Annotated in this window: 17 protein-coding genes and 3 tRNA genes; 14 read left to right on the top strand and 6 right to left on the bottom strand. The window is 62.3% G+C overall.

The genetic code is table 11. The features are described 5' to 3' along the window. Positions 1-91: 91 nt before the first annotated feature. The 6 genes from F5X71_RS29660 to F5X71_RS29685 form a co-directional block, all read right to left on the bottom strand. Complete coding sequence (locus F5X71_RS29660) at positions 92-334, bottom strand: hypothetical protein (protein ID WP_167464964.1); 243 nt, start codon at positions 332-334, stop codon at positions 92-94. After that, positions 331-630: a hypothetical protein gene (locus F5X71_RS29665; RefSeq protein WP_167464965.1), complete on the bottom strand. Its 300-nt coding sequence runs from the start codon at positions 628-630 to the stop codon at positions 331-333. The genes F5X71_RS29660 and F5X71_RS29665 overlap by 4 nt, the downstream gene beginning before the upstream one ends. A 338-nt stretch (positions 631-968) precedes the next feature. Then, entirely contained in the window at positions 969-1319 is a 351-nt protein-coding gene (locus F5X71_RS29670; protein ID WP_167464966.1) for a hypothetical protein, read from the bottom strand. 1166 nt (positions 1320-2485) lie between these two features. Beyond that, complete coding sequence (locus F5X71_RS29675; RefSeq protein WP_167464967.1) at positions 2486-2881, bottom strand: hypothetical protein; 396 nt, start codon at positions 2879-2881, stop codon at positions 2486-2488. Between the two features lie 26 nt (positions 2882-2907). Beyond that, positions 2908-3147 carry a hypothetical protein gene (locus tag F5X71_RS29680; protein ID WP_167464968.1) on the bottom strand — a complete coding sequence of 80 codons (240 nt, stop codon included), beginning with the start codon at positions 3145-3147 and terminating at the stop codon, positions 2908-2910. Between the two features lie 43 nt (positions 3148-3190). Beyond that, positions 3191-3394 (bottom strand): hypothetical protein, encoded by a 204-nt coding sequence (locus tag F5X71_RS29685; protein WP_167464969.1) that lies wholly within the window; start codon positions 3392-3394, stop codon positions 3191-3193. 784 nt (positions 3395-4178) lie between these two features. Between F5X71_RS29685 and F5X71_RS29690 the strand changes: the two genes are divergently transcribed. From F5X71_RS29690 to F5X71_RS29755, 14 genes are all read left to right on the top strand, one after another. After that, positions 4179-4421 (top strand): HNH endonuclease, encoded by a 243-nt coding sequence (locus F5X71_RS29690; protein ID WP_203218387.1) that lies wholly within the window; start codon positions 4179-4181, stop codon positions 4419-4421. Positions 4422-4497: 76 nt separating this feature from the next. Further along, positions 4498-4878 (top strand): hypothetical protein, encoded by a 381-nt coding sequence (locus F5X71_RS29695; RefSeq protein ID WP_238815545.1) that lies wholly within the window; start codon positions 4498-4500, stop codon positions 4876-4878. 85 nt (positions 4879-4963) lie between these two features. Then, positions 4964-5036: transfer RNA gene (locus F5X71_RS29700), tRNA-Asn, on the top strand. Between the two features lie 107 nt (positions 5037-5143). Next, positions 5144-5218, top strand: a tRNA-Cys gene (locus F5X71_RS29705). Between the two features lie 68 nt (positions 5219-5286). Continuing rightward, positions 5287-5358: transfer RNA gene (locus F5X71_RS29710), tRNA-Pro, on the top strand. A gap of 52 nt (positions 5359-5410) precedes the next feature. Beyond that, positions 5411-6178 carry a peptidoglycan recognition protein family protein gene (locus tag F5X71_RS29715; protein ID WP_167464972.1) on the top strand — a complete coding sequence of 256 codons (768 nt, stop codon included), beginning with the start codon at positions 5411-5413 and terminating at the stop codon, positions 6176-6178. Then, positions 6175-6582, top strand: coding sequence for a phage upper tail fiber protein (locus F5X71_RS29720; RefSeq protein ID WP_167464973.1), 408 nt, complete (start codon positions 6175-6177; stop codon positions 6580-6582). The genes F5X71_RS29715 and F5X71_RS29720 overlap by 4 nt, the downstream gene beginning before the upstream one ends. A gap of 9 nt (positions 6583-6591) precedes the next feature. After that, on the top strand, positions 6592-7026 hold the full coding sequence (locus F5X71_RS29725) for a hypothetical protein (protein ID WP_167464974.1): 435 nt from the start codon (positions 6592-6594) through the stop codon (positions 7024-7026). Positions 7027-7029: 3 nt separating this feature from the next. Continuing rightward, positions 7030-7674 (top strand): hypothetical protein, encoded by a 645-nt coding sequence (locus F5X71_RS29730; RefSeq protein WP_167464975.1) that lies wholly within the window; start codon positions 7030-7032, stop codon positions 7672-7674. A gap of 69 nt (positions 7675-7743) precedes the next feature. Further along, a complete protein-coding gene (locus F5X71_RS29735; protein WP_167464976.1) occupies positions 7744-8931 on the top strand; it encodes an SGNH/GDSL hydrolase family protein in 1188 nt (395 codons plus the stop codon). Positions 8932-8938: 7 nt separating this feature from the next. After that, the gene (locus tag F5X71_RS29740; RefSeq protein ID WP_167464977.1) at positions 8939-10615 is read left to right on the top strand and encodes a hypothetical protein; all 1677 of its coding nucleotides are present in this window, start codon (positions 8939-8941) and stop codon (positions 10613-10615) included. 131 nt (positions 10616-10746) lie between these two features. Then, on the top strand, positions 10747-12012 hold the full coding sequence (locus F5X71_RS29745; protein ID WP_238815546.1) for a phage portal protein: 1266 nt from the start codon (positions 10747-10749) through the stop codon (positions 12010-12012). Continuing rightward, a complete protein-coding gene (locus F5X71_RS29750; RefSeq protein ID WP_167464978.1) occupies positions 12009-12908 on the top strand; it encodes a hypothetical protein in 900 nt (299 codons plus the stop codon). Before F5X71_RS29745 ends, F5X71_RS29750 begins: the two co-directional genes overlap by 4 nt. 56 nt (positions 12909-12964) lie before the next feature. Next, positions 12965-13468, top strand: coding sequence for a hypothetical protein (locus F5X71_RS29755; protein WP_167464979.1), 504 nt, complete (start codon positions 12965-12967; stop codon positions 13466-13468). Positions 13469-13479 lie beyond the last annotated feature (11 nt).

Genomic DNA, 13479 nt, shown 5'->3' on the forward strand with positions numbered 1-13479 from the left:
CACCTTTCTGTTTTGAACGAGCGAACGGTCACCGAACCCGATATTCGGTGACCGCTCTCCAGCTCAAACACAGCGCAATTTAGCCAGACCTTTATCTATCGTCTATCAACACTCCCGTTTCTTCATATAGCACTTCGGCAGCAGAGTCGATGTTTCCTACATCCTCGAATTCGAAGGAGTCCCGCTCACAGTATTGAAACCCATCGTCGTCGAGAGACGCGACGTCGTTAGCAATGTCGTCGGCGTAATCAGAATCGAGATGGAAATCATCGGGAACGGACACCCTTACTTCATGGTCGCTGGTTTCCTGCCAGCGCAGGATTATCGTCTTCATGACTGGCCCCACTCGGCTATCTCGTTGGCGCATTCGGCTTCAAAGTACCCCATGCCTCGCAGAATAATTCCTTCAATACCCCGGCCCCTCAGCCGTGCGAGATGTGCCAGATCTCCCACGAAATCGCTTGCTACTTCGTCGAATACGTCGGCATCGCTCAGAGTGTTCCGGCCGTCGATCTGCCCCGTTCCACGCCCAAATCTATCGAGGGCCGCCGATACCGCCTGCGCGTAGACTTCGAGACCGATATCCGCCCACCTCGCGCGCTTTTGATTCACGCCTGTTTCGGTGTACATGTCTAATCTCAAACCTTTGCGAACAGAAGATCTGCGGTAGGGTCGAATTCGTCCGCCTCCTTGACTTCGAATACATACTCGAGACCGTTGATGTATGTATCCGTGTCGGGGAGCCCTACGACCAAGTTTTGAACTACTCCGTATGGCAAAACATCCGCTTCGAAGCCTTTGGGAACATTCACCGTGGCGCTGTGATCGCTCTGTTGTCGCCACACTAGGTGTATTGTTTTCATTTCATACCTTTCTGCTGTTTGGACTTCAAGAACGCCCCGACGGTTTGCGGCCGGGGCGAACTTCAGGCTCAAACGTTGCAGGTGCCTTGGTTTCAGCTCAAGCCTTTACAGCCGTGTCGTCTCGGCCCACCAAATTTCAGAGGTCAGCCGAGCTGCGAGCTTTCCAGCGGTTTTGGAGAACTCGGGATCTTTCCCGCACTTCTCCTTGTACAAGAGCGCTTCGCGTATGGCTCGGGCCATGTGAATGGACATTCGTGTCATGGTGCTTGGTTTGATGAAGACCGCAGCCTCCTGAACGTCGTTCCAGTCCAGACTGATTCCGACTCCCTCGGGATACGGCCCGTAATGCGTCGGGTCTACACCTCGTTCTGAAAGTATGTGCCGGTAGAGGTTCACAGAATTTCCGATCACCTGTGATTCGTGCTCGGATTCGCATGTAAACATGACGGTCTGCACGGGTTTCTTCCTTTCTCTTTGTCAGCCCCCGCGCCGGTATGAACCGGCCTTTCCGGGCGTGAGCCCGGCATATGAGCCCTAGCGTCCGTGCGTGCCGCATAGCGGCTGCACTAGACCGTTTGGCTACGGGGTGACTTGCGACAGCGGCACGACTAAATCAGTGCTTATTGTTGCTGTTGCAAAGTCCTTATTACGCCCGACCGTCGATACCCGAGGACAGGTCGACTCAGGTATTCGTTTCGGGCGCTGGCCCCACACTATGAAATTCTCAATGAACATTCAGCCACGGGCACCGAGCGCATGTTTTCGGGTTGCGAGCCAGTATTTTCGCTGTCACCGAATGGCGATCTAGCCCTAAAGGTGTGTAAGGGCTCCAGGCTCGCGCAGATAGCGTGCGCTTCGGCCGCGAATGCAGCCTTAGACGTTTGCTGCCCGGCCTTCCGGCCTGACATGAAGAACTTTACGTGTGGACCGTCCATATGTCAACACATGAGTCGGATTGAATTTCCGGCTCGCATTTCCATCCTGCCGCCCGGAAATGGGCGAGGGTATACCGATTGGTGCCGAGACCGGTTCGCGGCACTCAGAATTGACGCTAGGGCGTCGCAATGCCTATTCACCCGCCCCGCGGCCGTGATACGTTGCTGGGCAACAGGTTTCTTTCGTCCAGATACAGCAAAGCACCCCCCGACCGTTCGGCCGAGGGGTGCGGAGGTGCTACGGGCTATGTGGTTGTGGGACTTGCTATCTCAGGTGCAATGCGTTGGTACGGAGTCGCGCGTGGTCCCACGCTCGGACCACCGACGCGCGGGGCAACCGTTGCACCATGTCAGCGATGCTCGCGCGGTTCTCCGGGCCGGGGAATCGTCCGCAGGCTTGCGCGACCATGAACAGCTCGAATTGCCGCGCCAGGTAGCTCTCTGCGGGCGTTTTCACCATAGGCGTTGCTGCCAGCACTCGGCCGATACGCACGGCGCGTACAGCGCACGGCCGTGTTCGTCGGTGCATTGGCACGGGCGGTGCTCGCACGCCAGGCAGTCATATAGGTAGCCGGGCGCGTGGGGGTAGTCCACGTGCAACAGGGGGAGGGTATCCAGCATCGGGAGTCCTTCTATGCTTGCCGAGCGGACCGGGGCTGATTCCGACAGCCCCGGCCCGCCTGGGGCCTAGTTGAGGTTCAGTTCAGGCAGGCCGAGCGCTGCGCGCGCGTCCGGATTGCCGATGTCACCCAGGTAGTGAAATCCGTAGTAGCCAGCCGGTACGTGCATCGGCTCGCCGTTCGGGCCGACCACGAACGCGTCGTAGCCACAGATCTGATTGCCGTCGACGCGGCAGTCGAAGAGCGGACTATCCTCCGGGACGGCGGGTACCGTTTCGGACCCCGGTAGTTCCATCATCAGATCCGGCACAACGTCGCCATTGGGCAACGCAATGACGTGGTCGGAAACGGTTGCTAGAGAGACACATTCAGACTCTACGCTGGAGGCGAACGCCAGGATGGCGACCAGCACGACTGTCGCTATGCAGGTGACCAGAATGATCAGACGGACTGATTTGTACATGGATTGATTCCCTTCGGTGGAGCGAGCTAGCCCAGCAGGGCACGGCCCGTGCGGGCGAGGTGGGCAACGAACTCGTCGAAACTGATATCCAGCGCGAGCCGCCCGTATCGGGCGTTGAACTGGTCGGCCTGCGCGTAATGGCCCGCCGCCTCGGCCTGCGCCATCGCATGGCGCAACGCGTCCAGCTGGTAGCCCGGCGGTTTGGCCAGCGAGACACCGCCCCCACGGGCAGCAGTGACATCTGAGTGGCTATCTGAGTTGTTCATTCGAGTCTCCAGAGTGTGACTGGGCCGACGGCCCGGTGAATGGCTACTTGCCTACGACCTCAAGGCCGCGCTGATGCCCTTCGCAATAGGCGTGAAACTCGTTCTCGAACACGTCGATTCGTGCGCCGCGCATACGGCCTACCGCGTGCTCGTAACCGAGCCAGCGGGCAGCGTGCTCGCGCTCAGTGCGGCAGTCCCGCACCGGTAAGGGCATCGGGAAGGGGTTCGGGTTGTCTGTGTTGCTCACACCGATACGTTGACATCTCGACCAACCAGATGTCAACACGAACGACAGTGGGCAGGGTCACACGACTTCGCCTCGCCCTTCGCACGTCGACCAGGTATGGTCGCGCGTCGCGATCGCGCGCGTTCCCTCACGCGGTCCGGCCGCGCCCTACCCCCAGGGGGTAGGCCCCCACGCCCTCGGCCGGCACCGGCTCGTGACTGCGGCCGCCCGGTTCCGTACGGGTATAGAGGTTCGCTATCGGCTAGCTATGCCAAGAAAGCTCAGGTGGGAAAGAAAGGTGGTGTGAACTTCGCCACTAGACACCGTACGAACGCCGGTTTTCGGAAAATTGGTCACCTACTTACTAGTGAGGGTAGGAGAGAGGGACGAAGTCCCGAACGACGACCCCGAACGACCGGCCGATCGGCCATCCGGACCGGTTGAATCCGGTTCGACCCGGTCCGGTTGACCGCCCTTTCGAGGGGCGGTCCCGAAACCGATCGGACCGGCCCTGACCGGCCGTTCCCGGTCCGCGTCGGCCGATTCGGAAGCTTGCCGCTTCCTCATACCGCCAAGGGAATGCCGAGCCTTTCGCTCGGCCCGTTCGGTCAGCGGCCGGAGATAGGCCGCTGCCGGTAGAGAGGGACATCAAGTTGTTTGGTTTGACCGTTGAGCAGTGGCTGGATATTGCGAAGGTGGCTCTCACCATCGTGGCGGTGGTTCTGCCGCTGTTGGTGTGAGTTGGTCTACCTCTTCGCGTTGGAGTGAACTGCCGGCCGATTGGCCTGCGCGCCGGGCCGCGGTGATGCGTCGAGACCGCCGGCGATGCCAGATCGCGCGGGTGGGCTGCCTGGGGATCGCATCTCAGGTGGACCACATCGCGCCGGGCAGTAATCACTGCCTGGAGAATCTGCGAGCCGTGTGCACGTCTTGCCACGGTCGAAAATCTGCCGTTGAGGGCGCGGCGGCGAGCGCTGCGCGTCGGCGTGAGTTGAGTGCCCGGAGGTTTCGTCCATCAGTTCGTCACCCTGGGTCGTTAAGTCGTTGACGGGACAGGAGCCCGTCAGACCCAGGAGGTCATGGTGGGCGTTCGTGGCCCTGTTCCGAAAAGATCCGATCAGCGAGTGCGGCGCAACAAGCCCGACGGTCCGGTCGACACGATTCCCGCAGCGGGTGTGGTGGCGATTCCGGATCTGGATCTGACCGGCCCGCACGGGCTGGTGATGGATCTGTACGAGTCGCTGCGGCACTCGGCACAGGCCGAGTACTACGAGCCCTCGGATTGGGAAATGGCCCGTCTCACCATGCATTTCCTGGACGGGCTGCTGAAGTCTCCGCGCGTGAACGGGCAGGTGCTCAGCGTGGTTCAGACGATGCTCAATGACTTGCTGGTCACCGAGGGCGCCAGGCGCAGGGTGCGGCTGGAGGTCGAACGCGGTGGCCAGGCCGCCGAGGTCGTCGATATCGCCGAGATGTTCCGTCAGCGAATGCAGGCGGGGAGTTAGGACCGGTTGGCCGTCTGGCCCGGTTCAGAGCGCGGCTCCGCGTTCCGGCTCCGGAGGAGGGTGTCCTCCGGAGCTGTTGTGTCTTTGATGTCTAGCTCAACTGGCAGAGCTGCGGATTGTTACTCCGCGAGATCCTGGTTCGAATCCAGGGATATCAGCAATGGGGAAACCGGCCGCGCCGCAAGGAAGCCAAGTACCCGACCCCGCGATAGCCACGCGGCATACAAGATGAGGCGCTGGGAACGTTAGGTGCTCCCGGCAACAGAGGTCGATAGCTCAATTCGGCAAGAGCAGCGGTCTACAAAGCCGCGGGTTCCAGGTTCGAGTCCTGGTCGATCTGCTCAGAGGTACCCGCTTCGAGGGGGACGAATTTCGGAGTGTCGTCGGCTCGGACAGATACGGGCATCTCCGGGTGTAGCTCAGCAGTAGAGCGCCCGTCTTGGGTGCGGGAGGTCGCAGGTTCAAATCCTGTCGCCCAGACAACTTTTCGGCCGCTCGGCCATTCATCGAATCATTTGGGGTTGGTTTCTCTATGTCTTGGACCGGTGATCCGGTGTGGCTCGCGGATCTCCTTCGACAGGAGGGCTTGCGGGTCATCGAACATGAGGGCTGGCGCGGCCGAGGTCACGACGACTTCCGCGACATTCGCGGGGTTCTGTGCCATCACACCGCCGGGGGTGGCAGCCAGGATTGGCGCATCGTCCAGTTCGGCCGGCCGGACCTGGAAGGCCCACTGGCACAGTTGGTTCTGGAGCGCGACGGCACGTTCCGAGTGATCGCGGCTGGCGTCTGCTGGCATGCAGGGCGGGGTAGCTGGGACGGCTGGCCGACCAACAACGCGAACTACCACACGATCGGCATCGAGGCCGTGAGCCGCGGTGACGGTAGCGATTGGACCCCCGAGCAGCTGGACGCCTACAAGCGCGGTTGCGCGGCGATTCTTCGCCGAATCGGCAGGGGCGCAAGCGATTGCGTCGCTCATCGTGAGTACAGCTCCGAAGGAAAGATCGACCCGGCCGGCATCGACATGAGCGCTTTTCGCCGTGATGTCCAGGCATTCATTGATAGGGAGGATGCGCCGTTGAGCGCAGCAGAGGTCAAGCACATCGAAGACTTCGTCGCCGGATTCGTCGGCCCGATCGGCAGTGATGTCAAGGACATTCGCGAGCAGCTGGCCGGTGAGGGTTCCCGCGACGCGGGCCAGTACACCGGATGGAAGCAGCTCGGCGGCAAGACCGTGGTCGATGCCCTCGCCGAGGCTCTGCGGCGACTTGACGCGCTGGAGAAGCGCGCCGCGTGACGATCATCGCTGACCGCATTATCGACATCGGGCATTCCCGAGCGGTTCGGCAGATCGGGTTCAGCGCCGACCACATCCGGCAAGGACGTTCCGGCTCGGGGATCGTGATCCGATACAACCATCTGGTCGAGATTCTGCCGGACGGCAGTTTCACCTCACCGGATCTCGACCCCGGACCGGCGCTGGTCACGATCGGAAACGACTCGTACCCGATCCGAGTGCCGGATACCGGCGGCACGGTGGGCCTTTGGGGGTTGATCGACGCGAATCTGCCTGCCCCTCCCCCGATCTTGAGCGAGTTCGTCCGCAACGGCGGCGGCGTGGATCGAGTCGTCTGGATGACCGAAGCCCAGTTCACGGCGCTGCCGGTCCGCGATCCGAACACCACTTATCTCACGTTCTAGGAGTTCTCTTTGGCTGGCGAAGCCACCAAGATCTACGGTCGCCTGACTCGGTCGCTGTTCGCGGGCGAGATCAACCTCATCTCCCATCCGGTCAAGGTCGCTCTCTGCGCTGCGGCGTATACCCCTGATCAGGACGCACATCAGTACTTCTCTCACGTCACCTCGGAAGTGACCGGACCGGGCTATACCGCTGGCGGACAAACGGTTTCGAATCTGACGTGGACCTATGACCCGGCTACGAATGTCATCGCGATTGATTTCGATGACCCCTCGTGGTCTAACTCCACTTTGACGGCGCGGTGGGTTGTCGCCTACATCGACAACGGCACACCGAACAAGCCATTGCTGAGCTACAGCGACCTGGGTAGCAACATCTCGTCGACGAATTCGACCTTCACTGCCAAGCTCAACGCCGCCGGCCTGCTGACTTTCACGGTGGCATAGCCGGTGCCGATCCGTCGTCGCGGCGTCGAGCCGTATCGGATCGTGCGAGGCCGAGACAACCAGCACGCTTCCCGCGTATGGCTCGGGGATCGGCTGCTGTGGGATGGAACCCGTTCGGTAGTCGTCGAACTCGACTCCGCGCGCGTTTCTGGCGCGGCGCTGCCGATCGTGGCAGCGGCCGGGCCGAGCGTGCAGCTCGAGGCGGCCACCGGCTCAGCCGTCGCTCACGCGATGGTGCCAAGCGTGGCGCCGGTCGTGCTCATCAGTACCGCGAACGTCATGGCAGCCGGTCGCCCGTTGGAAGGCGCGGCCGGCGCGGTCTGCACGGTTGCTTCTGGTCGAGCCAGCGCCGGAGGATTTCCGGTCCTCGCACATGTCTCGGTCGATGTGGCGGCGAATCTCGGGGTGGGCCGCGGTGTCGCTCTGGCGGCTGCGGTGGTGCCCGAGGCCGGCGTATTGGCGGAGGTTGGCGTCGCTGCTGGCGGCGTGCAGGCGTACCCGCTGACCGGTGCTGTGTCCGTCGTGGCCGAGACGCCGAGCGGGCGCGGCAGCGCACAAGGTCTTCCGATCGTCGCGACGGTCAGCCCGAGCGTCCCGTACCCGTCCGAAACGTTGTTTCCATCTGAAACCCTTTATCCCGGAGCGTAATTGCCATACGTGAAGCAGACGTGGGAGCCCAATCCCCCGTCGCAAACGACGCCGCTGTCCGCGGCTCGCATGAACTACATCGAAGACGGCATCGCGGGTGCGTACGCCTCGGAGAAGACGCGGATCATCAGCTATTGCAACGGCGGCATGGACCAAACGGTTGCGCCCAACATCACCGTCAGCACGCAGGCCGGGTTCCGGACCTCGATCAAACTGCCGGTCTCCACGCGTCGTTGGCGAGTCAAACTCCGCAACTTCGGCATGACGGGCGCGAGCAAGACCGCGCTGACCGGTAAAGGCGTTCGGTTCGGTGAAGCCGCTCGCGTCACCACCGGAAATGGGACGACCTCCCGCACTGGGGGTTTCGTCGCAAATTCAGCGACCACGATTGTCTCCGGTGACTTCCCGATACCGGGCGACGGGTCGTGGTACTACACCCCGTGGGTGACCACGCCGTTGGAGGCCGGTAGGGAGTACCTACTCGCCATCGGCTACACGGTCAGTTCGTCTACTTCGGTTCAGACCACGATCGGGGAGTGCTTTTACTGGACGTCGGCGGCGTCAGCGTTGGACCCGACCGTCACCAGCGGTTCCAGTATCCCCGCCGGAATCCCGATCGACTTCGTCGTGGAGTTCGAATGCGTCAGCGCGCGTAGCGCGTGGCTGTTCATCGGCGATTCGATCGCCGAAGGCGTGATGGGCAGCCCTGGGACGAGTGCGTCTTCCATTGTTCCCCAGCCGATCTGGCGGTCCTACCCGCAGCTGTGGGCGACGCGTAATGACGCGCTGGTGTTGAACATGTCGATGGCGGGCATCATGACGCCACAGTTCAACTCGTATCCTGAGTTCTTTTCTCGGCTCGACTTGGCCGGCGCTCAGCTCGATGGCGCTGTGATCGCGACGGGCTCAAATGATTTCAACCAAGGCCGCACGTTGGCACAGTTCCAGGGTGATGTTTCCGCGTTGATGGCAAAGGTCCGGACCACGATCGGCGACAAGCCCATCTACCTGTGCACCACCATCCCCCGTAGTAGCACCGGCTACGCCGAGCGCTCCGCGGCCAATCGGTGGATGGCGACGCTGCCTTACGGCGCGGCCGGCGTGGTGGACATGGACGGCACCCTGCGGACGTGGAACGGGTCGTCCTACGTGCTCGAAGACGACTATACCTGCGACACCATCCACCCGTCTTTCCTGGGCTCTGAACGGATGGCCGCCGCTTTGGCCTCTGTGGTCGCTCCCATCCGAGATAGATAGGAGGCGGGTGGAGTACCCGACAGAACTACTTCCCGCTCCACCCCACATTTACGGCCCGACCTGGCGCAGATACCCGGCAGGGCAATGGTTCCTGCCGGAGAAGACGTTGGGCTGGCGGATTCTCGCCTGGCTGTTCGAATACGTGCTGACTCCGGGCGGACCGAACGCCGGAACACCGTTCATGCCCACCGACGAACAAATCCGTTTCGTCGTGTGGTGGTACGCCGTCGATCACAACGGCCGATTCGTGTACCGGTCCGGCGTCCTACGACGTCTCAAGGGGTGGGGCAAAGACCCCGTATCCGCTGCACTCGCGCTTGTCGAACTCTGTGGGCCAGTGGCCTTTTCGCACTTCGACGCCAACGGCGAACCGATCGGCAAGAAACGTCACGCGGCCTGGATTCAATGCGCGGCAGTCAGTTTGGACCAGACCCGCAACACCTTCAGCCTGTTTCCGGCCATGGCGTCGAAGCGGCTGAAGGAAGAATTCAAGCTAGATATCAACAAGACGGTTATCTACTCCGCCGACGGCGGAATCATCGAAGGTGTCACGAGTTCGCCTCTGGCACTTGAAGGTAAGCGTCCGACCTTCGTCATCTTGAACGAAGTTCAGTGGTGGGTCGAAGCGAACTCCGGCCACCGGATGGCCGAGGTCATTGCAGGCAACGTCGACAAGGCCGCCTACGGCGGGTGTCGAGCGTTGAGCATCTGCAATGCCCACGTTCCCGGCGAAGACTCGGTGGGCGAACGTGACCATGACGCCTACATGGACGTGCTGGCGGGCAAGGCCATCGATACCGGCCTGCTCTACGACGCCGTGGAAGCCCCAGCCGACACTCCCCTGTCCGAGATTCCCTCACCGGTCGAAGATCCGGAGGGATACGCGGCAGGCGTAGCCAAGCTGCGCGACGGCCTGGAGATAGCCCGCGGTGACGCGGTCTGGCTGGACCTCGACGTCATCATCGCGTCGATGCTGGACCGACGACGACCGGTCAGCGAGAGCCGACGCAAATTCCTGAATCAAGTTAACGCCAGCGAAGACAGCTGGATCGCCCCACACGAGTGGGACCGGCTCCACGGTGCCGTGCAGCTCCAGGCGAACGACCGCGTCACGCTGGGGTTCGACGGCTCCAAGAGCAACGATCACACCGCCCTGGTGGCGTGCCGCGTCGACGACGGCGCGATATTCCTGCTCAAGACCTGGAATCCGGGAGATCACCCCAACGAGGAGATCCCCCGAGACGACGTCGACGCCGCGGTCCGCTCAGCGTTCGAAACCTACGACGTCGTGGCGATGCGTGCCGACGTCCGCGAGTTCGAAGCCTACGTCGACATGTGGTCTCGCGACTACCGCCGCAAGATCAAGGTCAACGCCAGCCCAGGCCACCCGATCGCTTACGACATGCGCGGCAAGCAAAAGCATTTCGCACTCGACTGCGAGCGATTCCTTGACGCAGTGCTGGAAGCCGAGCTGATTCACGACGGCAATCGAGTTCTGCGGCAACAGATTTTGAACGCACGTCGGCATCCGACGACGTATGACTCCATCAGCATCCGCAAAGCCAGTAAGGACAGCTCCCGCAAGATCGACGCAGCGGTGTGCGCCGTACTCGCGTTCGGTGCACGACAGGACTTTTTGATGAGCAAGAAGAACCGAGGCCGAGGGGCGGTGATCCTGGCCTGACCACGATAGACGAGCACGTCAATCAACTCACCAACGTTCTCGCCGCCTCGACGCCTTCTCTCAAAGAGTCGTTGGCCTACGCCGAATCCCGATATCGACTCGAAACCCTCGGGATGGCGACACCGCCGGAGATGGCGAAGCTGCGGATGGACATCGGTTGGCCCGCACTGTATTTGCGCGCGGTTGAACAACGGCTGGACCTCGAGGACTTCCGCCTCAGCGGCAAGTCCCAAGGTCTCGACGATATCCGGCAATGGTGGCAGAACAACGACCTGGATGAAGAATCCTCGCTCGGTCACATGGACGCGCTGATCTTCGGACGCAGCTACATCACGGTTGCCGCCCCTGGCGAGGACGACGACGCGGATTCACCGATCATCCGGTTGGAGTCGCCATTGAGCATGTACGCCGAGGTCGACCCGCGAACACGCAAAGTCACCCGAGCGTTGCGGATCTACCAGGCGCGCGAAGAGTTCGGGGTGCCCGAGCGGGCAACGCTGTTGCTGCCGGATGAAACGCTGCTGCTGATCCGCGCGCACGGCGCAGCCTCGCAGTGGGCGGTAGAGAAGCGAATCGGTCACAACCTGGGGGAGGTCCCAGTAATTCCGATCGTGCACGGCGCGAAGCTGTCCAACCGGTACGGCGCTAGCTTGCTGACCCCGGAGATCCGCGCGACTACTGACGCCGCGGCACGGCTTATGATGAATCTTCAGGCGGCCGAGGAACTGATGGCGGTTCCGCTGCGGCTGGTGTTCGGCGTCGAGAAATCCGAGATCGCCCCGAACGGTTCGAAGGCCGAGCTGGAGGAGATGTACTACGGCAGGTTAGCCGCGTTCGCCAACGAGGCCGGAAGTGCCTTCCAGTTCAGCGCTGCGGATCTGCGGAACTTCACCGAGGTAATGGGCGAGCTGTCACGCCAATTCGCGTCCTACACAGGGCTTCCCCCGCAGTACCTCGCGTTCAACAGCGACAACCCAGCGAGCGCGGAAGCGATCCAAGCATCTGAGATCCGATTGGTGAAGGCCGTCGAGCGGATTGCCCGCCAGTTCGGTGGCGCGTGGGAGGCGGCGATGCGCTTGGCCATGCGGGTGATGAAAAAGGATGTGCCTGAGGACTTCCGGCGGCTAGAGGCCGTCTGGCGCGATCCGAGCACGCCCACCCTGGCCTCGAAAGCAGATGCCTACACCAAACTCGCGACCGCGAAGGCAGCGGACGGCCGGCCGATCGTGCCGGTCGAGATGGTTCGAATCGAACTCGGCTACACCGATGAGCAGCGCGCCCAGATGAACAAGTGGGACGAGAAGTCCTCATCGAGCCAGCTGGCGAAGATGCTGGCGGCCCCGCCGGTGCCGGCTGGCCGGCCGGGCGAGACAGCGCCGAGGTCGGCCGCCGCGTGAACTTCGACGAATACGCCGAAGCACAGCGTCAGATCGACATACAGACTGCGGCCACGGTCTATCTGGCAGCGAGTCAGTACCAAGGCACCGATATGTCGGTGCTCGACTGGGAGCTACTGCTCCGGCTGCTGTACCCGACCATCGAACGAGCACGGCGGCGCTCTGCCGAGCTGGCCCGCCAGTTCTACGACTCTGAGCGGCAACGCCATCTGCCCACGGCCCCACCTCATGACATCCCGTTGGCTGGATATCGCCTCGATTGGTTTCGCCGCGATATGGAACCCGAGCGCCGGGCGCTGTCCCAGGAGGACGCCCCACGCGAAGCGGTCGACGCGGTAGTACTACGAGCACTGAAGGTGACTGAAGGCGCAGGGCGCCAGACGCTCATCCACGCAGCCGAGACCGACCGGCCACAACTCGAACAAGAGCCCGAAGCTGAAAGCGGCTCACCAGTTCCCGCGCCGGAGGTCGAACTCCGGCCTGGTGAGCGCAGCCGCGGACGAGTTATCGGGTGGGCTCGGGTGACCACAGGACCGGAGCCTTGCGGGTTCTGCCAAATGATGGTCAGCAGAGGCCCGCTGTACGGCTCGGCGCCCAAGGCCGGGTTCCACGGCCGCGACAGGACGGCGATTCAGTTGTTCGACGACGGCGATGACAAGCGTATGCGGCTGGCAATGCGGAAGTGGCACACCGGCTGTCGATGCAAGGTCGTGCCCGTCTTCGATGCCCAGACCTGGCCCGGCCGGGACGAGTACCTGGCGGCCAAGAAGCTGTGGCGAACCTCGACCAAGGGCAAGAGCGGGCAAGACGCCGTGAACGCCTTCCGACGTGCGGTCGAAGACGGCTACCGACGTCTCGAAAGAGATCGGCCGGCTGAGCTGACCGCCGCCGCGTAATTCTTTTTGACTTCCACACTCCGGGCGAGTGTGTCTATTTATGCCCAGGAGGCATTGTGTCCACCGAAAACCCTGCACAGGATCAGTCTGTCCAAAATCAGGGCGCAACTCCTCAGAACGTCGCTCAGGCGGATATTCCGGACTGGGTTCGGAAAGAGCTGGCCGATGTTCGTAGTGAGGCTGCACGGTATCGCGTCGAAAAGAACGAGGCGCTGACTGCCGCGATGACCGCGGCCCAGGCCGCAGTAGCCGAACAACTCAATTCCGCCAACGCGGAAAAGCAGGCATTCGCCGAGCAGGCGAACACCGCGAACACAGAGCTTCTGCGGCTCCGCACCGCCCTGGAGGCGGGTGTGCCGGCCGAGAAGGTCGTGCAGTTCGCATCGCTGCTCCAGGGCTCGACTGCCGAGGAATTGCAGGCCCACGCCGACACCGTGAAGACGTTGCTCGGTACTCCGGTTTCCCCTTCCGCCACCGACCCGACCCAGGCACTGGGCGGCGCGTCGGTCGCAGATCCCGCCACCGCGTTCGGTGATCTGCTGCGGAACAACATTCGATAAGGATTTCCGCC

The organism is Nocardia brasiliensis (assembly GCF_011801125.1).
GTDB lineage: Bacteria > Actinomycetota > Actinomycetes > Mycobacteriales > Mycobacteriaceae > Nocardia > Nocardia brasiliensis_C.